The organism is Haemophilus haemolyticus, assembly GCF_003352385.1.
Lineage (GTDB): Bacteria > Pseudomonadota > Gammaproteobacteria > Enterobacterales > Pasteurellaceae > Haemophilus > Haemophilus haemolyticus_I.
The window spans coordinates 844,713-868,856 of record NZ_CP031243.1 but is presented as its reverse complement, the minus strand read 5'-3'; the positions used below and the strand labels follow the sequence as shown (position 1 = coordinate 868,856).

The window sequence follows — 24,144 nt, the reverse complement described above, 5'->3', positions numbered from 1 at the left end:
AGGGCGTATTATTTGAATACGCCCCACTAGTTTGTTGAATTATTTGGTTAAAAACAACGCTGCCGCACCACGCACACCACCAGAATCGCCGTGTTTTGCTTTTTTAATTGGCGGAACTTTTGCTGTCCGCATCAAATGAGGCGGTAATGCTTTTGGTAAAGCCTCATAAAGGTAATCAAAATTAGATAATCCACCACCTAACACAATCATATGCGGATCAAATGCCGTAATGATATTGCCAATAGAAATCGCCGCTAATTCAACAAAAAGATTCACAAAATCTACCGCACTTTCATTGCCTTGATAGAACAAATCGATAATTTCACGAGCAGATAATGTTTCGCCTTTCAAATCTCGATAAAGCATTTCAAAACCGCGACCAGATAGATAATTATCCAAACAAGCCTTGTTGCCACAACCGCATTGATAAATTGGGGCTTTATCCCATCCTAATAATTTCAAGGCATGATAATTTAGTTGTAAATGACCAAGCTCTCCCGCCATTCCAACTTGACCTGAATGAACTTTACCGTTTAAGACAAAGCCACCACCAAAACCAGTCCCAAGAATTAAACCAAGTACAGTCGGATATTGTTGATTTTCTTCGTCCCACGCTTCAGATAACGCAAAACAATTTGCGTCATTTTCTGCCCGCACTTCACGGCCTAAACGCGCAGACAAATCGCGTAAAATTGGTTTATTATCTGCCACACGAATATTGGTAATTTCTGCTAATCCAGTTTGTTGATTAACAAAACCAGGTACGCCCAAACCTACCGTACCGACTTCACCAAACTTTTCATCAGCACGATTCACTAAATCCACAATTGTGTTAAGCCATTCTTCATAGTCGGTTTTAGGTGTTGGCACCCGTTCAGAATATAATTTTTCTAATTTCTCATTGAATACGGCAAGCTCTATTTTCGTGCCACCAATATCTAAACCATAATACATAATCTGCTCCTTTATAAAGAAGTGCGGTTAAAATTAACCAAAATTTTAACCACACTTAAATCATTATTTTATGACGAAGATCGCCTTTTTCTTTAAAAAGACAAAAATAATGCAATTAATCAACCATGCCAGCAATGTCGCCACCAATAAATCAATTGGGTAATGCATGCCTAATCGCACACGGCTAATCAACATCAGCAAGCCCCACACTGCAATACCCGCCACCAGCAATTTTGCTTTAAAAGAACGATTACCCAATAATTGGGTAAAGCCAACAGCAAGCATAAGCCAAGTTGCCGCAAAAATCGTATGCCCAGAAGGGAACGAATACCCCGTTTCATTTTCATAATGATGAACTAACCAAGCTGGCGTGATGGCATCCATCGAATAAAAATCCTTAGCGATTTCTGCACGCAAAGTGCGGTCATTTTTATAAAAGTTTTCAGGCGTTGAATGAGTTTGCTCAGCTAGATACACGGTGAAGGGACGAGGTTCTTCAAACAATGCTTTTGCCCCCGTTTTTGCCGCTTGAGTGGCAATAACTGAAATCCCCATCACAATTACGCCTAATATCCATTGTTTTGGATTTTTAAATAAAAACGCGAACAAAAGCGTAAACAACACACAGGTGATCAAAGCATAAGGTACGCTACCCGTTTCAGTGAGCAAATAAAGCCAATAATCAGCTTCAGTTAATTGGCTATTGCCATGCCACTGATAGGAAATACCCCAAATAAAAAATGGTACAAGACAAAGTAATAACGTATATAATGACAGTCTTTTAAACATGCTCGCCCCTTAATAATAAAAAATAACGCGCGCATTCTAACAGAAATGACTACGAATAAGGATCACTTTATGGCAAAAATTCAGCTAGTTGCGCAAGCCAATTTACCTACTGAATATGGTATTTTCAGAATGGTGGGGTTTGAATTTCCAGATACCAAAAAAGAACATGTAGCCTTAGTAATGGGCGATATTTCTAATGCTGATGAACCTGTGTTAGCACGCATCCATTCTGAATGTTTAACTGGCGATGCGCTTCACAGCTTAAAATGCGATTGTGGGTTCCAACTGGCGACAGCGTTGAAACAAATTAAAGAAGAAGGTCGCGGTGTCTTAATTTATCATCGTGAAGAAGGCCGTGGCATTGGTTTGATTAATAAAATCCGTGCTTATTCTTTACAAGATAAAGGAATGGATACCATTGAAGCCAATCTTGCTTTAGGTTTCAAAGCGGATGAACGCAACTTTGAAGTCTGTGCCGATATGTTTGAGCTACTTGGTGTAAAAAAAGTTCGCTTGATGACCAACAACCCAGAAAAAGTAGAAACCATGAAAAAAGCAGGTATCAACGTGGTTGAACGAGTACCTCTTAATGTTGGCGAAAACCGCTACAACACAAAATATCTTGATACTAAAGCGAAAAAAATGGGCCATTACATTGTGCATAACAATAATGAACAACATTTAATGACCTGTCCACATTGCCAAGAAGAAATAATTTAATAAAATAATACATGTTAAAAAAGCCATACTGTTGTATTGAACAGTATGGCTTTTTTATTTAAACTTTATGCCATGGAATAATCAAAAGATTTTTTAGCATATTGCTAAAAACGAGAAACCCCGTCTCGTATTCCAAAGATCGGGGCTTATCAGGAGTAAGTAAAATGAAAAAAATGACCTTTTTCATTTTCTTGATTATCTGTTGTTTAGTTAGCTGTTCTGGTACAGTTATCTAAGATAATCGCTACGGGGACGATGTAGGAGTTGTCCCCAATGCCCCCAATCTTAAAGAATTCTCTCCTTAATTGCAAGTGCGATTACTAATTTTTAACCTTTCGCCATAAATCTTTACTATAAATAGTACCAACAGAATTTACTTGCGCCCCCATTATACTTGGCGCGAGATAAACTGGCGTACTATATTGAAAAATGGGTAATACTAAATATTCTTGTTGAACTATCCCTTTTAATTTCGCGTAATTTTCTAACCGCACTTTTTCGGATGTCGTCGTCATTGCACTTTCAAATAAACGATCAAATTCTGCATTTTTATAGCCATTTTTGTTATCAGGGCTTTTGGAATAGAACAAATTTAAGAAAGCGATGGGATCATTAAAATCAGCGCACCAACCTGATCGAATTAATTGAAAATCGCCTTTTGTGCGAGCCGTTTGCAATTCTTGCCAACTCATCCCTTGATTTTCAACTCGTAATAAATCTGATTGCGATAACTGACGATTTAATTGCATTGCAATGGTTTGATTCAGAGACGAATCATCATAACGAATACGTAATTTCAACGGGTGAGTTTCATTAATGTGGTTTTGGGAAAGAAGCTGTTCTGCAACAACAGGCTCCCAAACAGATTCTTGCTCACCTAGCATAGATTTTGGCAAAAAAGTATTACTAGGATGAAGATGAGCAATATCAGCAACCAAATTTTTCGTAGAAACCATCGAAGCAATCGCTTTTCTTACCGCACTTTTTTGCAACATAGGATCGACAAGATTAAACTCATAGAAATAAGTACAAAGTTGCGGATAATCTTGGATATTTTGAACTGTTTTTTTCGGATTCAATACAACATCAAAATCAGACAAATCTGCATTTTCTGTAATTTTTTGATACTTCACTTGCTCAAATATCACTTTTTCTTTCGCCCAATAATAAGGATTGGCAGTTAAAATGTGCTGATTTTCAGCCTGACTTTGTAATTGATAGGCGCCATTGCTGATAAACGTTTCAGTCGATTTCGTATAACGAGGCAAAAGGCTGACGTGCGCCAACATAGAAGGTAAATATGGCGATGCTTTATCTAATTCAATGCGTAAAGTGCGGTCATTTTCGGCAAATAATCCGAGCGATTCCACAGCTAGTATTTTTTCCAATACTGCCTTCGCATTTTTCACATTCATGAAAGCCAAATAATTTTTAAGTGGACTTTCAGATTGAGAAAGTGCTTGCCAAGATTGCACAAAATCAGAGGCTGTTACTGATTCACCATTCGACCATTTGACATTTTCACGCAAAGTGAAAATCCATGTTTTATTATCCTTAGTTTGCCAGCTTTCTGCTGCGGCAGGAATAAGATTACCTTGCACATCATAAGCTGTTAAGCCTTCAAAAAGATCGCGTAATAATTGCGTTTGTTCTTCGTTTTGTGCTTGCCAAGGTTGCAAAGTCAAATCGCTATAAACACCACGTTTTAATTCAACTCGGTTAGATTCCAATTGAGTATTTTTCGGTGCCTCAACTCGTGGCGAAACAGACTTGGGGTTATCCAATTTATCACAAGCCACTACCGTAAAAACAATGGAAAAAATAACCGCACTTCGCTGGCACAAAGCGAGAAAATTATTCATTTTCAGTTTTAACCCAAAATAAGAAGAACCAAAACTTAATACAAATCAACGCCGCAATAACACTACGCCCTATTACGCTTGGCGTGAAATAAAAACCAATAAGCAACATTGTGGTCGAAAAACTCAAAATATAAATTTTGGTATTTTTCTTTAATGATCGATTTTCATTAAAAGACTTAAGATGTTTTTGATAAATACTTGTGCTTAAAAACCATTGTTCTAAGCGTTTTGAACCTTTTGCAAAGAAAAATAAAGTAAGTAATAAAAACGGCGTGGTCGGTAAAATAGGAAGGAAAATTCCAATGATGCCAAGTGCAAGAGAAAGAAAACCTAAAACAATGTAAATAAACTTCATAATGTTCCTAATAAAAAGAAAATGCGAACCATTATTACTGATTTTTTAGATTTTTCAACCTTGATATTATAGAATTTGCCGTCACATAAAAAGCAGTTTTCAAAAAAGGAACATTTATGTCTATGTCAAATCCATTACTTAACATTCAAGGCTTACCGCCATTTTCACAAATCAAGCCAGAACATATTCAACCGGCTGTTGAAAAATTAATTCAAGATTGTCGCGATACGATAGAACAAGTGTTAAAACAACCGCACTTTACTTGGGAAAATTTCATTTTGCCTTTAACGGAAACCAATGATCATTTAAATCGTGCTTGGTCACCCGTTTCTCATCTCAATTCAGTAAAAAACAGCACTGAATTACGTGAAGCCTATCAAGCGTGCCTGCCTTTACTTTCTGAATACAGCACTTGGGTTGGTCAGCATAAAGGGCTTTATAATGCCTATTTAGCGTTAAAAAATAGTTCTGAATTTGCGGACTATTCTATTGCACAAAAGAAAGCCATTGAAAATTCACTGCGTGATTTTGAACTTTCAGGTATCGGGCTTTCAGAAGATAAACAACAACGTTATGGCGAAATTGTGGCGCGCTTATCGGAATTAAATTCACAATTTAGCAATAACGTATTAGATGCCACCATGGGTTGGGAAAAACTCATTGAAAACGAAGCAGAACTTGCAGGCTTACCTGAATCCGCACTACAAGCTGCACAACAATCTGCCGAAAGTAAAGGATTAAAAGGCTATCGTTTTACGTTAGAAATCCCAAGTTATTTGCCTGTGATGACTTACTGTGAAAATCGTGCATTGCGTGAAGAAATGTACCGTGCTTATGCAACACGCGCCTCAGAACAAGGTCCTAATGCTGGCAAATGGGACAACAGTAAAGTTATGGAAGAAATTCTTACATTACGCGTGGAATTGGCGAAATTACTCGGTTTTAATACTTACACCGAACTTTCACTTGCCACCAAAATGGCAGAAAACCCACAACAAGTGCTTGATTTTTTAGATCATCTTGCCGAACGAGCTAAACCACAAGGCGAAAAAGAACTGCAAGAATTGAAAGATTACTGTGAAAAAGAATTTGGTGTCACTGAACTTGCACCTTGGGATATTGGTTTTTACAGCGAAAAACAAAAACAACATTTATACACCATTAATGATGAAGAACTTCGCCCATATTTTCCTGAAAATCGCGTGATTTCGGGATTGTTTGAATTGATTAAACGTATTTTCAATATTCGTGCAGTTGAACGCAAAGGCGTGGATACTTGGCATAAAGATGTGCGCTTCTTTGATTTAATTGATGAAAACGATCAACTCCGTGGCAGTTTCTATCTTGATTTATATGCGCGTGAACACAAACGTGGCGGGGCTTGGATGGATGATTGTATCGGACGTAAGCGTAAACTGGATGGCAGCATTCAAACTCCTGTGGCTTATTTAACTTGCAACTTCAACGCACCGATAGGGAATAAGCCAGCGTTATTTACGCACGATGAAGTCACCACGCTATTCCACGAATTTGGTCACGGCATTCATCATATGCTCACACAAATTGATGTCTCCGATGTAGCGGGTATTAACGGCGTGCCTTGGGATGCTGTGGAATTACCAAGTCAATTTATGGAAAACTGGTGCTGGGAAGAAGAAGCTTTGGCGTTTATTTCAGGACATTACGAAACAGGTGATCCGTTGCCAAAAGAAAAACTTACGCAATTGTTAAAAGCGAAAAATTTCCAAGCAACGATGTTTATCTTGCGTCAGCTTGAATTTGGTATTTTTGATTTCCGTTTGCACCACACCTTTGATGCGGAAAAAAACAATCAAATATTAGAGACTCTTAAAGCGGTGAAATCACAAGTTGCCGTCATAAAAGGTGTAGACTGGGCAAGAACTCCGCACAGCTTCAGCCATATTTTTGCAGGGGGCTACGCCGCAGGTTATTACAGCTATTTATGGGCTGAAGTATTATCAGCTGATGCTTATTCACGCTTTGAAGAAGAAGGTATTTTCAACCCAATCACCGGCAAATCATTCTTAGATGAAATTCTCACGCGTGGTGGCTCAGAAGAACCAATGGAACTCTTCAAACGCTTCCGTGGACGAGAACCGCAATTAGATGCGTTGTTAAGACATAAAGGAATTATGAACTAATACGTCAAACTATAGGGCATGCACAACATGCCCTTTCTCAAATATTTTCCTCTAAAAAAGCCCTTCATAAAAACATTGCAAATTTCAACCGCACTTTATCTAGACAAAACCTGCAAACGAGACATTATTTTTACAAATAGCCGTAAGACAAACTCATAGAAATTCACGCAGAATAGACTAATTTCCTGTATAATTTTTCACATATTTATCCAACTCATTACACAAAATATTCTGAGGATTTTATGACAATAGCAATGCAACAACGTGCAGAACTTCAACGCCGTATTTGGCAAATCGCTAATGATGTACGTGGTTCCGTCGATGGTTGGGATTTTAAACAGTATGTTTTAGGTACACTTTTCTATCGTTTTATCAGTGAAAATTTTGCCAACTATATTAAAGGTGGCGATGATAGCGTTGATTATTCTGCATTTAATGACGATGATCCTATTATTGCGGCAATCAAAGAAGACACCATCAAAGCAAAAGGCTATTTTATTTACCCAAGCCAATTATTTAAAAATGTCGTGGCGACAGCCAATACTAATCCGAATTTAAATACAGATCTGAAAAGCATTTTTACTGATATCGAAAACTCCGCCATAGGCTACCCTTCCGAACAGGATATCAAAGGCTTATTTGCTGATTTTGATACTACCAGCAATCGCTTGGGTAATACCGTTGCCGATAAAAACAGCCATCTAGCTGCAGTATTAAAAGGCGTTGCCGAATTAGATTTTGGTGACTTTGAAGATAATCATATTGATTTATTCGGTGATGCTTACGAGTTTTTAATTTCCAACTATGCTGCTAATGCCGGTAAATCGGGTGGCGAGTTCTTTACGCCACAATGCATTTCCAAGCTGATTGCTCGACTGGCTTTATATGGACAAGACAAGGTCAATAAAATTTATGACCCTGCGGCCGGTTCGGGTTCTTTATTATTGCAAGCGAAAAAACAATTTGACGAACACATTATTGAAGAAGGGTTCTTCGGGCAGGAAATTAATCACACCACTTACAACCTCGCCAGAATGAATATGTTTTTGCATAACATCAACTACGACAAGTTTGATATCGCTCTTGGCAACACCTTAATGAATCCGCAATTTGGCGATGATAAACCTTTCGATGCTATCGTTTCTAATCCGCCTTACTCCGTAAAATGGATTGGCTCAGACGATCCAACGCTAATTAACGATGAACGCTTTGCCCCTGCTGGCGTGCTTGCACCAAAATCCAAAGCGGACTTTGCCTTTATTTTACATGCGTTAAGTTATCTTTCAGCAAAAGGCCGCGCGGCGATTGTCTCCTTCCCTGGCATTTTTTATCGCGGCGGTGCCGAGCAAAAAATTCGTCAATATTTGGTGGATAATAACTATGTGGAAACGGTGATCGCCTTAGCGCCCAATCTCTTTTTCGGCACCAGTATTGCGGTGAATATTTTGGTGCTTTCCAAACACAAACCTAATACCCAAACCCAATTTATTGATGCCAGCGGTTTATTTAAACCCGCCACCAATAACAACATTTTAGAACCGGAACATATTGAGCAAATTCTCAAACTCTTTGCCGATAAAGAAGATGTGCCACATTTGGCTAAATCCGTGTCCTTTGAAGATATCGTTAAAAATGACTACAACCTTGCGGTGAGTTCTTATGTGGAGCAAAAAGACACCCGAGAAGTGATCGATATCGATAAACTCAACGCTGAAATTAAACAAACTGTTGCCAATATTGACCGCTTGCGTGCGGAAATCGACAAGATTGTGGCGGAAATTGAGGGGTAAAACACCATGAAAAACAACCGCACTTTTTTAGAAAAATTATTAGATGGGGCTGAGGTTGACTGGAAGCCACTATCTTTAGTTACAGAAATGCAACGCGGAAAAACAATAACTGCAAAATCTGCAAATGAAGGAAAGATCCCTGTCATTAGTGGGGGGCAAAAACCTGCTTATTATCATAGTGAATCTAACCGTGATGGGAAAACTATTACTGTAGCAGGTAGTGGCGCTTATGCAGGTTATATCATGTACTGGGAAGAGCCTATTTTTGTTAGCGATGCTTTTTCAATTAAAACAGATGAATCTTTATTACAAATAAAATATGTTTACCATTTTTTATTACAAAACCAACAAAAAATTCATGCAATGAAGAAAGGTTCTGGTGTTCCTCACGTTTATCCAAAAGATATAGGAACATTAATGATCCCCATCCCCCCACTCCCCGTCCAAACCGAAATCGTTCGAATTTTGGACGCATTGACAGCGCTTACCAGCGAGCTTACCAGCGAGCTTACACTACGCCGTAAGCAGTATGAATACTATCGGGAAAAATTGTTAAGTGAAGAAGAGCTTGAAAAGGTTGGGTTTGAGTGGAAAACTTTAGATCAAATTTCAGAAAATCTAGATTCTAAAAGAAAACCTATTACAAGTGGCTTACGTACTTCAGGTAAAATTCCTTATTATGGAGCTTCTGGTATTGTTGATTATGTAGAGGATTACATATTTGATGGAAATTTTTTACTTATTTCTGAAGATGGAGCTAATTTATTAGCTAGAAATACGCCTATTGCATTTAGTGCTACTGGGAAAATATGGGTAAATAATCATGCACATATTCTACAATTTAGCTCTTACGAAGAACGTCGATTTATTGAATTTTATTTAAACAAAATAGATTTAACTCCTTATATTTCAGGTGCTGCGCAACCTAAATTAAATAAAAAAAATTTAAATAGTATTAAATTCCCGATTCCTAGTATTCCAGAACAACAACACATCGTTTCAATCTTAGACAAATTTGAAACCTTAACCAATTCCATCACCGAAGGCTTACCTTTAGCGATTGAGCAAAGCCAAAAACGGTATGAATATTACAGAGAATTGTTATTAAATTTTTCATAGCTCAGTAGCAACTGTAATTTTATGGAATAACTAATGAACGACTTAATCATCTACAACACCGATGACGGCAAATCTCACGTTGCTTTATTGGTTGTCGAAAATGAGGCTTGGTTGACTCAAAATCAGCTTGCGGAACTTTTTGACACCTCTGTACAAAATATAACCACCCATATAAAAACATATTACAAGACAAAGAGTTAGATGAGTTTTCAGTTATTAAAAATTACTTAATAACTGCTCAAGATGGTAAACAATATCAAGTAAAAGATTTTAGATAAAACACTGAAGATTTAGAAAATGCAAAAAGATCTGAAAAAGCAAAAAATCATAATTAAGGAGCCACTCATGACCCAATACAAAACTATCGCTGAATCCAATAATTTTATCGTTTTAGATCAATATAATAAATTTGTGGAAGAACCTAATGCTGGTTATCAAACAGAAGGGAGCCTTGAGCGTGAGTTTATTCGTGATTTACAGGCTCAAGGCTATGAGTATTTACAATGGCTTAATAATCACGATGAACTGATTAAAAACTTACGGTTTCAATTGCAGCGCTTAAATAACGTGGTTTTCTCTGATGCGGAATGGCGACGTTTTTTAGAGGAATATTTGGATAAACCGAGCGATAGTCTGATTGAGAAAACCCGTAAAATTCATGATGACTATATTTATGATTTTGTGTTTGATAATGGTCGAATTCAGAATATCTATCTGCTAGATAAGAAAAATCTTGCTAATAACGCCGTGCAAGTTATCAATCAATTTGAGCAAACCGGCATCTATGACAATCGTTATGATGTGACGATTTTGGTGAATGGTTTACCACTTGTGCATATCGAACTGAAAAAACGTGGCGTGGCCATTCGTGAAGCCTTTAATCAAATTCACCGCTACAGCAAAGAAAGCTTCAATAAAGAAAATTCTCTCTTTAAATATATTCAAATTTTTGTCATTTCTAATGGCACAGATACCCGCTATTTTGCCAATACCACCAAACGCGATAAGAATAGCTATGACTTCACAATGAATTGGGCAACGGCAAAAAATACCTTAATTAAAGATTTAAAAGATTTTACAGCGACCTTCTTGCAAAAGCATACCCTGCTCAATGTATTGGTGAATTACTGCGTGTTTGATGTTTCCGATACCCTATTGATTATGCGCCCATATCAAATAGCCGCCACCGAGCGTATTTTATGGAAAATTAAAAGTTCATATCAGGCGAAAAATTGGCGCAATAAAGAAAGTGGAGGCTATATTTGGCACACCACCGGCTCAGGCAAAACGCTCACCAGCTTTAAAGTTTCACGTCTTGCAACGGAATTAGACTTTATTGAAAAAGTATTCTTCGTAGTAGATAGAAAAGATTTGGACTATCAAACTATGAAAGAATACCAGCGTTTTTCACCGGATAGCGTGAATGGTTCGGAAAGTACGGCTGGGCTAAAACACAATATCGAAAAAGACGATAATAAAATCATTGTCACCACCATTCAAAAACTCAATAACCTAATGAAATCGGAAGATAAATTACCGATTTACGATAAACAGGTCGTTTTTATCTTTGATGAATGCCATCGTTCTCAATTTGGTGAAGCGCAAAAAAATCTAACAAGAAAATTTAAAAAATACTATCAATTTGGGTTTACCGGCACACCGATTTTCCCAAGTAACGCATTAGGTGCGGAAACCACGGCGAGTGTTTTTGGCGTTGAACTTCATTCTTACATTATCACCGATGCGATTCGTGATGAAAAAGTGTTGAAATTTAAAGTGGATTACAATGATGTACGGCCACAATTTAAGAGCATTGAAACCGAAAAAAATCTTGAAAAACTGACCGCACTTGAGAAGAAACAAGCCTTTTTACAGCCCAAACGTATCGAGCAAATTGCCCAATATGTTTTAGATAATTTCAAACAAAAGACTCATCGTTTTAACGCGGGTAATCATGGCTTTAATGCTATGTTTGCAGTAAGCAGTGTCGACGCAGCTAAAATCTATTACGAAACGTTCAAACGGTTACAAAGTGCGGTCAAAAATCCACTTAAAATTGCAACAATTTTTTCCTTTGCCGCCAATGAAGAGCAAGACGCAATAGGAGATATTGCCGATGAAAGTTTTGAAGTGGAGGCGATGAACTCCTCTGCGAAGGAGTTTTTAAAATCTGCCATTGACGATTACAACAACTATTTTGCGACAAATTACGATGTGGATGGTAAATCTTTCCAAAACTACTATCGTGATTTAGCCAAACGCGTAAAAAATAAAGACGTCGATTTATTGATTGTCGTTGGAATGTTTTTAACTGGTTTTGATGCCCCAACCTTAAACACGTTATTTGTAGATAAAAACTTACGTTACCATGGTTTGATTCAAGCTTATTCTCGTACAAACCGTATTTACAACAGCACCAAAAGTTTCGGCAATATCGTCACTTTCCGTGATTTGGAACAAGATACCATTGATGCGATTACCCTTTTCGGTAAATCCAATACGCGCAATGTCGTTTTGGAAAAAAGTTACCAAGAATATATGGAAGGCTTTACCGATGCGGGTGTTGCCCGTCGAGGGTATTTAGAGGTTATTGCTGAATTGCAAGAACGCTTCCCTGATCCAGATGAAATTCAAACTGAAAAAGACAAGAAAGACTTTGTAAAATTATTTGGTGAATATTTGCGGGTTGAAAACATTCTGCAAAACTATGATGAGTTCGCTGCTTTACAAGCATTTCAATCGCTCGATACTAGTGATGCCAAAGCCGTTGAAGCCTTTAAAGAAAAATATTATTTAACGGATGAAGCTTTTGCTGAAATGCAGCCTATTGATATGCCAAGCGAACGCCACATTCAGAATTACCGTTCAACTTACAACGATATTCGGGATTGGCTCCGCCGTCAAAAAGATGGCGAGGAAAAAGCCAAATCGACTATTGATTGGGACGATGTGGTGTTTGAAGTAGATTTATTAAAATCTCAAGAAATCAATCTAGATTACATCTTAGAATTAATTTTTGAACACAATAAGAAAACGAAAAATAAATCTGAACTCATTGATGAAATTCGATCTATCATCCGAGCAAGCCTAGGAAACCGCGCAAAAGAAAGTTTGATTGTGGATTTTATTAATCAAACTGACTTGGATAACATTGTCGACAAAGCTGGCATTATTGAGTCATTCTTCCAATTTGCCCAAAAAGAGCAACAACAAGAAGCCAATGAATTAATAAGTACCGAAGGACTTAATATTGCAGATGCCAAACGTTATATTAACGTGTCATTACAACGTGGATATGCAAGTGAACAAGGTACGGATTTAAATGAGGCTCTCCCTAAAATGAGCCCACTTAATCCACAATACCTCACTAAAAAGCAGAATGTTTTTCAAAAAATATCAGCGTTTGTTGAAAAATTTAAAGGCATTGGTGGAAAAGTTTAATATATCAACAATTACATCCAGTAGATTGCTCCTAAAAACTGCTGGATGTAATGATTATTTGTCCATAATAAAATTTATTGGTATTCACAAAATTTAGCTAAGTCTTCTACATTTTCTAACCAATGATTCCCCATTTCATCAATCAATTCTCCACAATTAAAAATATCAGAATTTTTAGCCGCACTTTCTAAAGTATCCGCTAATTGACGTAAATGATTTAATCCTACCGATGCCGCTGCGCCTTTAATTTTATGGGCGGTATCTTCTGTTTCTTTCATATTATCTTTTGATAATTGAGCAAGATAATTTGGCATAGTTTGTTTGAATAAAGATAAATTTTCTAAAATTTGGGATTTTCCAAGGGTTTCAATCAGCGCTAAATCAAATTGTTCTGAAAGCTCATTATCATCATTCATGTCTATAATCGATTCGCTTTCATCCGCAAAAAATTGCTGCAGACAATGGTGTAAATCCTTAATTGAAATGGGTTTACGTAATACGCCATCCATGCCCATTTCTAAATATTCTTGCTCGCTTTGCATAACATTGGCGGTAAAAGCAATCATTGGTGGTAAAAAATCATAAATACCGTCCTCATAGTTCTCTCGCAAATATTGGGCGATTTCAAAACCACTCATATCTGGTAATTTAATATCTAGCAATAAAATATCGTAAACATTTTTCTCAAATAAAGTGATCGCCTGCTTGCCATTTGTCGCAACATCAACATGATGCCCAAGTTTTTCCAAAATAGTTTTCGCAACCATAATATTGAGGTCAACATCCTCCACTAAAAGAATGTTCAAGGATGGAATATTTTTCTTAACGGATTCTTTTTCAGAAATTTCCTGAGCATGGAGAGTAAGATGGAACGTAGCGCCTTTTCCTCGCTCACTTTCAACTGTTAAATCCCCTTCCATTAACTGAGCGAGATTTTTAGAAATAGCCAACCCAATACCGCTACCCGCACTTTGCTGGCGACTTTCTTTCACTTGATAATACATTTCAAAAATATGTTTTTGTTCTTCAGGTGAAATCCCCATTCCTGTATCTTTCACAATAAAATGGTAACAATCCTGATTTCTGATAATTTTCAGAATAATATTTCCCTGATCTGTAAACTTCACCGCGTTACTAATTAAGTTCCACAAAATTTGGCTTAAGCGAACACGATCAAGATTCAACCAATTAGGCAAATTAGGCTCAAGCTCTAAAGAAAAAATGAGATTTTTTTGTTTGGCAAGGAAACTAGCAAAATTATAAATATCGTTTAATAAGGCGGGGAAATCTGTTGGCTGGCGATTTAATTCAATTCGGCTGGCATCGATTTTTTCCAAATCAATAATATCGCTAAAAATATAGCCTAAACTGACCGCACTTATGTTGATAGTTTTTAAATAATTACGCTGGCGATCATCTAATTCGTCATCAAGTAAAATCTGGCTAAGCCCCACAATCCCATTCAATGGCGTGCGTAATTCATGGCTTATTGTGGCAAGTAAGGTACTTTTATCACTGCTATTTTTTTCCAACTTTTCCAATGCTTGGGATAATTTTTTCTGAGCAGCAATTCGCTCGGCAACCTCATTTTCCAATCGATTAACCGAGCTAGAAAGATCAAGACGAGAATGTTCAAGTTTTTCGACCAATAAAGTGAAAAAATAAATAACAAAAGGCGCAGTGAGTAAGCCAAAAGTTACCGAACGAAAAATATCTACCCAAGAAATCTGATGAACAATAAATAAACTAAATAAAATCTGAGTACAAAGTGCTAAAATCGCGAGAATCATCACACCTAAAAGAGAAAAACGAAGGCGCCCAAGACGAATAACCCAATCCACATAACTCTGAGCAAAATATTTGAAATTTTTCATCAAATCTCCTAAAACATTATTATCGTTATAAAAAACCTATGCATATAGACTTTATTATATCCATAAAGTAAAAGAGATTGTTATTACTATGTGTGAGTAAGAAATGAAAAACTTAGTCTTTATTAATTATCTGTTTGACTAAAATTTGTAATTCAGGAATAACTTGTTCTTCAAACCAAGGATTCTTTGTTATCCAAAGCTGATTACGTGGGGAAGGATGCACGAGAGACATAAAGTGCGGTAAGAATTGACGATAATTTTTAACAGTATCAGTTACATTATCTTTGTTTTCAGGTAAATAATATTTCTGTGCGTATTGCCCAATAAGAATAGTGAGCTGAATATTAGGTAAATGCTCTAAAATCATTGGATGCCATTTTTCGGCAAAACCTTGACGAGGTGGTAAGTCACCCGATTTACCTTTTCCGGGATAATAAAAATCCATAGGAAGAACCGCAAACATCCCAGAATTATAAAAATAATCGTAATCTACTCCCAACCATTCACGTAAACGCTCACCGCTTTTATCATTCCAATATAAACGAGTTTGCTCAGCTTTTAACCCTGGAGCTTGACCAACAATATTAATTCGGGCTGTTTTAGGAGCTGAAAATAAAGGAAAAATCCCACGTTCGGTAAAATTTTTATTTTGAGGGTCTGCGATAATACCTGAGGTTATTTCATCTAAATTTTTAAGCATAATGGATGAGATTAGAAATGAGTATATAAAGTCTATTTGAAAAATATGAAAAATCAAAACTCTAAATGATATAAATAGATATATTTATTAAAAACAAAACCCCAGTAGTTCAACTGGGGTTCTTATCTTTTATTCTACTCTGCTTTATTCTATTTATGTATTTGTAACCTGGCGGTGCCCTACTCTCACATGGGGATGCCCCACACTACCATCGGCATTACAGCGTTTCACTTCTGAGTTCGGTATGGTGTCAGGTGGTTCCACCGCACTATCGCCGCCAGGATAATTCTTTGATAACGTTTATTTCAAATTCTATCTATGTTCTTCATTGGCCACAAGCTGAACGTTTAGTTAATTTCTTTTCCTTTTACTCTGTTTTCCAAAAACACTTGAGCGTTGTATAGTTAAGCCTCTCGGGCAATTAGTACAGGTTAGCTCAATGACTCACATCACTTACACACCCTGCCTATCTACGTCTTAGTCTTAAACAACCCTTACACACTTGATGTGTGGGAGAACTCATCTCTTGGCAAGTTTCGTGCTTAGATGCTTTCAGCACTTATCTCTTCCGCACTTAGCTACCCGGCAATGCGTCTGGCGACACAACCGGAACACCAGTGGTGCGTCCACTCCGGTCCTCTCGTACTAGGAGCAGCCCCAACCAATTCTCCAACGCCCACGGCAGATAGGGACCGAACTGTCTCACGACGTTCTAAACCCAGCTCGCGTACCACTTTAAATGGCGAACAGCCATACCCTTGGGACCTACTTCAGCCCCAGGATGTGATGAGCCGACATCGAGGTGCCAAACACCGCCGTCGATATGAACTCTTGGGCGGTATCAGCCTGTTATCCCCGGAGTACCTTTTATCCGTTGAGCGATGGCCCTTCCATTCAGAACCACCGGATCACTATGACCTACTTTCGTACCTGCTCGACTTGTCTGTCTCGCAGTTAAGCTTGCTTATACCATTGCACTAACCTCACGATGTCCGACCGTGATTAGCAAACCTTCGTGCTCCTCCGTTACTCTTTGGGAGGAGACCGCCCCAGTCAAACTACCCACCAGACACTGTCCGAGACCACGTTTCGTAATCTTCGTTAGAACATCAAACGTTAAAGGGTGGTATTTCAAGGACGACTCCAACAATACTGGCGTATCATCTTCATAGTCTCCCACCTATCCTACACATCAAAATTCAATGTTCAGTGTCAAGCTATAGTAAAGGTTCACGGGGTCTTTCCGTCTAGCCGCGGGTACACCGCATCTTCACGGCGATTTCAATTTCACTGAGTCTCGGGTGGAGACAGCCTGGCCATCATTATGCCATTCGTGCAGGTCGGAACTTACCCGACAAGGAATTTCGCTACCTTAGGACCGTTATAGTTACGGCCGCCGTTTACTGGGGCTTCGATCAGGAGCTTCTCTTTCGATTACACCATCAATTAACCTTCCAGCACCGGGCAGGCATCACACCCTATACGTCCACTTTCGTGTTTGCAGAGTGCTGTGTTTTTAATAAACAGTTGCAGCCAGCTGGTATCTTCGACCGGTTCAACCTTCAGGGGCTAGCCCTTACAATCTACGCCGGCGCACCTTCTCCCGAAGTTACGGTGCTATTTTGCCTAGTTCCTTCACCCGAGTTCTCTCAAGCGCCTGAGTATTCTCTACCTGACCACCTGTGTCGGTTTTCAGTACGGTTTAGTAAAGCCTTTCGCTTAGTGGCTTTTCCTGGAAGTGTGGTATCAGTTACTTCAGCTCCGTAGAGCCTCGTCATCATCTCTCAGTGTTAAGGAAGTCCGGATTTGCCTAAACTTCCCACCTACCAACTTAAACGCACATATCCAACAGTGCGATAACCTAACCTACTCCGTCCCCACATCGCAGCTTTACCAAGTACAGGAATATTAACCTGTTTCCCATCGACTACGCTCTTCAGCCTCGCCTTAGGGGCCGACTCACCCTGCCCCGATTAACGTTGGACAGGAACCCTTGGTCTTCCGGCGAACGGGTTTTTCACCCGTTTTATCGTTACTTATGTCAGCATTCGCACTTCTGATACGTCCAGCTAACCTCTCGATTAACCTTCATCCGCTTACAGAACGCTCCCCTACCCAACAGACGTATCACTAATAATCCTCACTCAAAGATGCCCGACTCAACGTTCGGGTTGCTTGAACAACATTTCATGTCGCTTCGCGTCATTCCATGTTGTTAATCGTAAGGCGTATTAGTGATACGCCTGATGCCGCAGCTTCGGTGCTATATTTCAGCCCCGTTACATCTTCCGCGCAGGCCGACTCGACTAGTGAGCTATTACGCTTTCTTTAAATGATGGCTGCTTCTAAGCCAACATCCTAGCTGTCTAAGCCTTCCCACTTCGTTTCCCACTTAATATAGACTTGGGGACCTTAGCTGGCGGTCTGGGTTGTTTCCCTCTCCACGACGGACGTTAGCACCCGCCGTGTGTCTCCTGAGTATCACTCTTTGGTATTCGTAGTTTGCATCGGGTTGGTAATCCGGGATGGACCCCTAGCCGAAACAGTGCTCTACCCCCAAAGGTGTCCGCTCAAGGCTCTACCTAAATAGATTTCGGGGAGAACCAGCTATCTCCCGGTTTGATTGGCCTTTCACCCCCAGCCACAAGTCATCCGCTAATTTTTCAACATTAGTCGGTTCGGTCCTCCAGTTAGTGTTACCCAACCTTCAACCTGCCCATGGCTAGATCACCGGGTTTCGGGTCTATACCTTGCAACTATTCGCCCAGTTAAGACTCGGTTTCCCTTCGGCTCCCCTATTCGGTTAACCTCGCTACAAAATATAAGTCGCTGACCCATTATACAAAAGGTACGCAGTCACCCTTTCAGGCTCCCACTGCTTGTACGTACAAGGTTTCAGGTTCTATTTCACTCCCCTCACCGGGGTTCTTTTCGCCTTTCCTTCACAGTACTGGTTCACTATCGGTCAATCAGGAGTATTTAGCCTTGGAGGATGGTCCCCCCATCTTCAAACAGGATATCACGTGTCCCGCCCTACTTATCGTTAGCTTAGTACCATGACCTGGACTTCGAGTACGGGGCTATCACCCTGTGTCGCTAAGCTTCCCAGCTTGTTCCTCTGTCTCTGTCATTATCACTAACAGGCTCCTTCGCGTTCGCTCGCCGCTACTAACGAAATCTCGGTTGATTTCTTTTCCTCGGGGTACTTAGATGTTTCAGTTCTCCCGGTTTGCCTCAACAAACTATGTATTCACTTGTTGATAGTAGATTCTTCATCTACTGGGTTTCCCCATTCGGATATCTTGGATTAAACGCCTCTTATCGACTCATCCAAGCTTTTCGCAGATTAGCACGTCCTTCTTCGCCTCTGATTGCCAAGGCATCCACCTTGTACGCTTAGTCACTTAACTATACAACCTCAAATGTTTTCAATCACTTTACGTTTTCACTTCAAAGTACGGTCAATTTGATGCGTATGTTCATTCAACTAAACACTTGATTGCTTTTGTTCAATCAAGATTTTATGCAAAACAGGTTTGCTTTCAGAGTTTCCTTCTCAGTTCCCTCTTTCACTTTCCTGCCTTGCCTACTCAGACTTTCTCTCGAAAATCTCTTGTTTTCAGCTTGTTTCCAATTTTTTAAAGAACAGTTGATAAAACTTTTCAGTTATCATCGTTAAATAAACTAAATGAATAAATTTACTTAACGATGATAAGTGGTGGAGATAAGCGGGATCGAACCGCTGACCTCCTGCGTGCAAGGCAGGCGCTCTCCCAGCTGAGCTATATCCCCATTTCATCATAATTTAATAACTAATCATTTATGTTTTAGTTATTATTTATTTACACTACACCTTTCGCTTCACTCACTCTCAGAGTGGTGGGTCTGAGTGGACTTGAACCACCGACCTCACCCTTATCAGGGGTGCGCTCTAACCACCTGAGCTACAGACCCAAGGGTAATGCTTTCTTCTGCTCATTTGTCTACAACTATCAGGCAATCTGTGTGAGCACTCGCTGTCTCTCGTCTTTGGTAAGGAGGTGATCCAACCGCAGGTTCCCCTACGGTTACCTTGTTACGACTTCACCCCAGTCATGAATCATACCGTGGTAAACGCCCTCCAAAAGGTTAAGCTATCTACTTCTGGTACAACCCACTCCCATGGTGTGACGGGCGGTGTGTACAAGGCCCGGGAACGTATTCACCGCGACATTCTGATTCGCGATTACTAGCGATTCCGACTTCATGGAGTCGAGTTGCAGACTCCAATCCGGACTTAGACGTACTTTCTGAGATTCGCTCCACCTCGCAGCTTCGCCACCCTCTGTATACGCCATTGTAGCACGTGTGTAGCCCTACTCGTAAGGGCCATGATGACTTGACGTCATCCCCACCTTCCTCCGGTTTATCACCGGCAGTCTCCTTTGAGTTCCCGACCGTATCGCTGGCAACAAAGGATAAGGGTTGCGCTCGTTGCGGGACTTAACCCAACATTTCACAACACGAGCTGACGACAGCCATGCAGCACCTGTCTCAACGTTCCCGAAGGCACTCCAATATCTCTATCGGATTCGTTGGATGTCAAGAGTAGGTAAGGTTCTTCGCGTTGCATCGAATTAAACCACATGCTCCACCGCTTGTGCGGGCCCCCGTCAATTCATTTGAGTTTTAACCTTGCGGCCGTACTCCCCAGGCGGTCGATTTATCACGTTAGCTACGGGCACCAAGCTTTAAGCCCAATCCCCAAATCGACAGCGTTTACAGCGTGGACTACCAGGGTATCTAATCCTGTTTGCTCCCCACGCTTTCGCACATGAGCGTCAGTACATTCCCAAGGGGCTGCCTTCGCCTTCGGTATTCCTCCACATCTCTACGCATTTCACCGCTACACGTGGAATTCTACCCCTCCCTAAAGTACTCTAGTTACCCAGTCTGAAATGCAATTCCCAGGTTAAGCCCGGGGCTTTCACACCTCACTTAAATAACCGCCTGCGTGCCCTTTACGCCCAGTTATTCCGATTAACGCTCGCACCCTCCGTATTACCGCGGCTGCTGGCACGGAGTTAGCCGGTGCTTCTTCTGTATTTAACGTCAATTTGATGTACTATTAACACATCAACCTTCCTCAATACCGAAAGAACTTTACAACCCGAAGGCCTTCTTCATTCACGCGGCATGGCTGCGTCAGGGTTCCCCCCATTGCGCAATATTCCCCACTGCTGCCTCCCGTAGGAGTCTGGACCGTGTCTCAGTTCCAGTGTGGCTGGTCATCCTCTCAGACCAGCTAGAGATCGCAGGCTTGGTAGGCCTTTACCCCACCAACTACCTAATCCCACTTGGGCTCATCTCATGGCATGCGGCCTTGCGGTCCCGCACTTTCGTCTCTCGACACTACGCGGTATTAGCGACAGTTTCCCATCGTTATCCCCCTCCATAAGCCAGATTCCCAAGCATTACTCACCCGTCCGCCACTCGTCAGCAAGAAAGCAAGCTTTCTCCTGTTACCGTTCGACTTGCATGTGTTAAGCCTGCCGCCAGCGTTCAATCTGAGCCATGATCAAACTCTTCAATTCAAGTTCAATCGCTCAATAAACTGCTTAGCTATAAATAAAAACACTACTTAAAAAAGTAATGATGAATTTTCAGTTAAGCACCTATTAAGACTTCAAAATTAAAAATATTTTTAAAACGAGTCAATCAACAAGTGCCCACACAGATTGTCTGATACATTGTTAAAGAGCAAAATAAAGTGGTCGGCGAGATAGGATTTGAACCTACGACCCACTGGTCCCAAACCAGTTGCGCTACCAAGCTGCGCTACTCGCCGTTAGATCTTATAAAGATAAGATGGGGTGGCTAATGGGATTCGAACCCACGACAACTGGAATCACAATCCAGGGCTCTACCAACTGAGCTATAGCCACCACTAAAAGTTGTTATTGCACTGACCTGGCGCGCTCGACAAGATTCGAACTTGCGACCTTTGGCTCCGGAGGCCAACGCTCTATCCAACTGAGCTACGAACGCGTTACTGCGTCGTTGCGGAGGCGTATATTAATGATTTAATAAAACCTTGTCTAGCACTTTTTGAAAAAAAATGTTCGAGCGATAGTTTTTTATTCAGTTTGTTTAAAATTCACTATTTTTTCGACTATTTTTACAACTTAGCAAATCATTATATATGTTGAATCATCCAACAATTATGAATTTGTTTATTACGTTCAAAATCTAGCGGTAACGTTTTATGCGAAATTTCTACCGCACTTAAACCTAATTCTTCCAATGCAACTAAATTCATTTTGAATCCACGTTTATTATTCGAGAAAACAATTGTGCCATTATTCGACAAAACTCGTTTTAAATTGCTTAGCAATTTCACATGATCTCGTTGAACATCCCAACTCTCTTCCATACGTTTAGAATTCGAAAACGTCGGAGGATCCACAAATATCAAATCAAATTGACGATCACATTTTTCTAACCATTGAAGGCAATCTGCTTGAATTAATTTATGCTGTTTTCCTTCAATATCATTCAAAATAAGATTTTGCTCCGCCCAATTAAGATAAGTATTGGACATATCAACGGTGGTTGTCGATTTAGCACCACCAAGTGCAGCATGAACAGTTGCTGAGCCAGTATAAGCAAATAAGTTTAAGAAATCTTTACCTTTTGCCAACTCACCAATCATTCTTCTTGTTAAACGATGATCTAAGAATAAGCCAGTGTCTAAATAATCTGTCAAATTTACCCAAAGTTGCGCGCCATATTCATTCACATAAAAGTATTCACCTTTATTGGCTAATTTCTCATATTGGTTGGTACCTTTTTGTTTTTGACGAACTTTGAGGATCAACTTATTCGTTTCGACACCTGTAACGTGCAAAGTTGCAGTAACAGCATCCAATAAACGTTGACGCGCTTTATTTTCATCAATATTTTTCGGCGCTGCATACTCTTGCACAACAATGTAATCTGCATAACGATCGACGGCTAAATTATATTCAGGCAAATCGGCATCATATAAACGATAAGCGTCTAATCCTTGTTGCTTTGCCCATTTGCTAATTTTCTTAATATTTTTTTGTAATCGATTAGCAAAATCGGTTGCCACCTCCAAAGTGCGGTTAAATTTTAGTTCCTTTTCATCTGTAATTGCGTCAGATTTTCGTTCTGAAACTTGATAATTCTTCTGCACACAATCTAGTGGGCCATTTTTTGTTTTAAACTGTCGGCTGGCACGCATTCTCAAACAATCAAGCAATGTGAATTCGCTACTAAAAACAGAAACATTCCAACTGCAAAATTCTTTTTTAAGTCTTTGCCCAAATACAGAATAGAGCGCGATTAAAGCTGGGGTTGTGCCTAAACGTTCCCCATAAGGTGGATTACAGATAATCGTACCGACTTCATTTAAACTAGGATTTTTCAACGCTGCAACATCACCTTGTTGCCATTTAATTAAATGTGAAACACCTGCATTTTGTGCATTCTTCTGCGCCTTTTTTAATACGCGGTGATCGAGGTCAAATCCATAAAAGTGCGGTTGAATTTCACTTTGTTTTTCTTCTGCTAATTCAATCGCTTCATTTTTTACTTTTTCCCAAGCCGATTGATTATGCGCTTTCCAAAAATCAAATCCCCAATGTAAACGATAAAGTTGCGGTGCAATTTTGGCTTCCATTTGTGCCGCTTCAATTAAAAGCGTGCCAGAACCACACATTGGATCTACTAATGGAGAACCCGCTAGCCAACCTGAACGCATAACAATTGCCGCCGCTAGAGTTTCACGTAAAGGCGCTTGACCGGCATCCTCACGATAGCCTCGCAAATGTAGAGCCTCCCCGCTTAAATCTAAAGAAATCACTAAATTTTCACGATTCAAATAAGCATGGATACGTACGTCCGGCTGAATTTTATCTACATCAGGGCGAGTTTTACCTTGACGCTCAAAGTAATCGACAATTCCATCTTTAACGCGCATCGCACCAAATTGAGTATGACGAATTTCTTGGTTGGTTCCATTAAAATCTACAAAGAAGGTAACTCGTTCATCAAATTGCGCTAACCAATTAAAGCCAGAAACAGCCGCATAAAGATCCAAATCACTGTAAATTTTAGTTTCAATCAAAGGAAATAAAATGCGTGAAGCAAGGCGTGGCCAAAGCAAAGTGCGGTATAAAGTTTCATCATCTGCTTGATAATGAACGCCCCCTTGAACCACTTTTGCCTCTTGCGCGCCAAGTTCAGTGAGTTCAACTTTTAATAATTCTTCAAAGCCACGAGAAGTCGTTGCAAATAATTGTTTCATTTAGGTACCGATTTTGAAAATTTTGAGGGATTATAGCATAGAAAAAGATGATCTAATTGAGATCATC

The 24,144-nt window shown here is 39.7% G+C and carries 12 protein-coding genes, 5 tRNA genes, 3 rRNA genes and 1 pseudogene; 6 read left to right on the top strand and 15 right to left on the bottom strand.

The window, feature by feature from the left end:
* Positions 1-39 precede the first annotated feature (39 nt).
* Together nagK and DV428_RS04425 are read right to left on the bottom strand one after the other, a co-directional pair.
* Positions 40-954: an N-acetylglucosamine kinase gene (gene nagK, locus DV428_RS04430; protein WP_053466162.1), complete on the bottom strand. Its 915-nt coding sequence runs from the start codon at positions 952-954 to the stop codon at positions 40-42.
* Positions 955-1,017: 63 nt separating this feature from the next.
* Entirely contained in the window at positions 1,018-1,743 is a 726-nt protein-coding gene (locus DV428_RS04425) for a phosphatase PAP2 family protein (RefSeq protein WP_114908817.1), read from the bottom strand.
* 69 nt (positions 1,744-1,812) lie between these two features.
* On the opposite strand from DV428_RS04425, the gene ribA reads away from it, so the two are divergent.
* Complete coding sequence (gene ribA, locus DV428_RS04420; RefSeq protein ID WP_114908816.1) at positions 1,813-2,463, top strand: GTP cyclohydrolase II; 651 nt, start codon at positions 1,813-1,815, stop codon at positions 2,461-2,463.
* Positions 2,464-2,783: 320 nt separating this feature from the next.
* Here ribA and DV428_RS04415 read toward each other — a convergent pair whose 3' ends face one another.
* Positions 2,784-4,325, bottom strand: a complete 1,542-nt coding sequence (locus tag DV428_RS04415; protein ID WP_114908815.1) for a peptide ABC transporter substrate-binding protein — start codon at positions 4,323-4,325, stop codon at positions 2,784-2,786.
* Positions 4,318-4,680 carry a YbaN family protein gene (locus DV428_RS04410; RefSeq protein WP_114908814.1) on the bottom strand — a complete coding sequence of 121 codons (363 nt, stop codon included), beginning with the start codon at positions 4,678-4,680 and terminating at the stop codon, positions 4,318-4,320. Before DV428_RS04410 ends, DV428_RS04415 begins: the two co-directional genes overlap by 8 nt.
* Positions 4,681-4,802: 122 nt before the next feature.
* Here DV428_RS04410 and prlC point away from each other — a divergent pair, with 122 nt between their 5' ends.
* From prlC to DV428_RS04385, 5 genes and pseudogenes are all read left to right on the top strand, one after another.
* Positions 4,803-6,842, top strand: coding sequence for an oligopeptidase A (prlC, locus tag DV428_RS04405; RefSeq protein ID WP_114909575.1), 2,040 nt, complete (start codon positions 4,803-4,805; stop codon positions 6,840-6,842).
* Positions 6,843-7,084: 242 nt separating this feature from the next.
* On the top strand, positions 7,085-8,632 hold the full coding sequence (locus tag DV428_RS04400) for a type I restriction-modification system subunit M (RefSeq protein WP_114908813.1): 1,548 nt from the start codon (positions 7,085-7,087) through the stop codon (positions 8,630-8,632).
* Between the two features lie 6 nt (positions 8,633-8,638).
* Positions 8,639-9,751: a restriction endonuclease subunit S gene (locus tag DV428_RS04395; protein ID WP_114908812.1), complete on the top strand. Its 1,113-nt coding sequence runs from the start codon at positions 8,639-8,641 to the stop codon at positions 9,749-9,751.
* A gap of 33 nt (positions 9,752-9,784) precedes the next feature.
* Positions 9,785-10,023: pseudogene (locus DV428_RS04390) on the top strand (virulence RhuM family protein); the annotation flags it as partial.
* Positions 10,024-10,096: 73 nt separating this feature from the next.
* On the top strand, positions 10,097-13,192 hold the full coding sequence (locus DV428_RS04385) for a type I restriction endonuclease subunit R (protein ID WP_114908810.1): 3,096 nt from the start codon (positions 10,097-10,099) through the stop codon (positions 13,190-13,192).
* 74 nt (positions 13,193-13,266) lie between these two features.
* Here the strand turns inward: DV428_RS04385 and DV428_RS04380 are convergent, their stop codons facing one another.
* The 11 genes from DV428_RS04380 to rlmKL all read right to left on the bottom strand — a co-directional run bounded on the left by DV428_RS04380 (position 13,267) and on the right by rlmKL (position 24,077).
* Entirely contained in the window at positions 13,267-15,066 is a 1,800-nt protein-coding gene (locus DV428_RS04380; RefSeq protein ID WP_114908809.1) for an ATP-binding protein, read from the bottom strand.
* A 112-nt stretch (positions 15,067-15,178) separates the two neighbouring features.
* Positions 15,179-15,766 (bottom strand): uracil-DNA glycosylase family protein, encoded by a 588-nt coding sequence (locus DV428_RS04375; RefSeq protein WP_114908808.1) that lies wholly within the window; start codon positions 15,764-15,766, stop codon positions 15,179-15,181.
* 166 nt (positions 15,767-15,932) lie between these two features.
* Positions 15,933-16,048: ribosomal RNA gene (rrf, locus tag DV428_RS04370) — 5S ribosomal RNA — on the bottom strand.
* A 118-nt stretch (positions 16,049-16,166) separates the two neighbouring features.
* Positions 16,167-19,176: ribosomal RNA gene (locus DV428_RS04365) — 23S ribosomal RNA — on the bottom strand.
* Between the two features lie 306 nt (positions 19,177-19,482).
* A tRNA-Ala gene (locus DV428_RS04360) sits at positions 19,483-19,558 on the bottom strand.
* 85 nt (positions 19,559-19,643) lie between these two features.
* Positions 19,644-19,720: transfer RNA gene (locus tag DV428_RS04355), tRNA-Ile, on the bottom strand.
* Between the two features lie 79 nt (positions 19,721-19,799).
* A 16S ribosomal RNA gene (locus tag DV428_RS04350) occupies positions 19,800-21,339 on the bottom strand.
* The 16S, 23S and 5S rRNA genes sit together here with 5 tRNA genes alongside, the layout of an rRNA operon.
* Positions 21,340-21,516: 177 nt before the next feature.
* Positions 21,517-21,593 (bottom strand) — tRNA-Pro (locus DV428_RS04345).
* 21 nt (positions 21,594-21,614) lie between these two features.
* Positions 21,615-21,690 (bottom strand) — tRNA-His (locus DV428_RS04340).
* A gap of 26 nt (positions 21,691-21,716) precedes the next feature.
* Positions 21,717-21,793 (bottom strand) — tRNA-Arg (locus tag DV428_RS04335).
* A 148-nt stretch (positions 21,794-21,941) separates the two neighbouring features.
* Positions 21,942-24,077 (bottom strand): bifunctional 23S rRNA (guanine(2069)-N(7))-methyltransferase RlmK/23S rRNA (guanine(2445)-N(2))-methyltransferase RlmL, encoded by a 2,136-nt coding sequence (gene rlmKL / locus DV428_RS04330; protein WP_114908807.1) that lies wholly within the window; start codon positions 24,075-24,077, stop codon positions 21,942-21,944.
* Positions 24,078-24,144 lie beyond the last annotated feature (67 nt).

What these genes read in the sequence shown, in the direction of transcription:
- prlC (WP_114909575.1), top strand. Translation starts at nt 4,803, where the DNA reads ATGTCAAATCCATTACTTAACATTCAAGGCTTACCGCCATTTTCACAA.
- DV428_RS04395 (WP_114908812.1), top strand. Translation starts at nt 8,639, where the DNA reads ATGAAAAACAACCGCACTTTTTTAGAAAAATTATTAGATGGGGCTGAG.
- DV428_RS04385 (WP_114908810.1), top strand. Translation starts at nt 10,097, where the DNA reads ATGACCCAATACAAAACTATCGCTGAATCCAATAATTTTATCGTTTTA.
- DV428_RS04410 (WP_114908814.1), bottom strand. Translation starts at nt 4,680, where the DNA reads ATGAAGTTTATTTACATTGTTTTAGGTTTTCTTTCTCTTGCACTTGGC.
- DV428_RS04415 (WP_114908815.1), bottom strand. Translation starts at nt 4,325, where the DNA reads ATGAATAATTTTCTCGCTTTGTGCCAGCGAAGTGCGGTTATTTTTTCC.
- DV428_RS04400 (WP_114908813.1), top strand. Translation starts at nt 7,085, where the DNA reads ATGACAATAGCAATGCAACAACGTGCAGAACTTCAACGCCGTATTTGG.
- rlmKL (WP_114908807.1), bottom strand. Translation starts at nt 24,077, where the DNA reads ATGAAACAATTATTTGCAACGACTTCTCGTGGCTTTGAAGAATTATTA.
- ribA (WP_114908816.1), top strand. Translation starts at nt 1,813, where the DNA reads ATGGCAAAAATTCAGCTAGTTGCGCAAGCCAATTTACCTACTGAATAT.
- DV428_RS04380 (WP_114908809.1), bottom strand. Translation starts at nt 15,066, where the DNA reads ATGAAAAATTTCAAATATTTTGCTCAGAGTTATGTGGATTGGGTTATT.
- DV428_RS04375 (WP_114908808.1), bottom strand. Translation starts at nt 15,766, where the DNA reads ATGCTTAAAAATTTAGATGAAATAACCTCAGGTATTATCGCAGACCCT.
- nagK (WP_053466162.1), bottom strand. Translation starts at nt 954, where the DNA reads ATGTATTATGGTTTAGATATTGGTGGCACGAAAATAGAGCTTGCCGTA.
- DV428_RS04425 (WP_114908817.1), bottom strand. Translation starts at nt 1,743, where the DNA reads ATGTTTAAAAGACTGTCATTATATACGTTATTACTTTGTCTTGTACCA.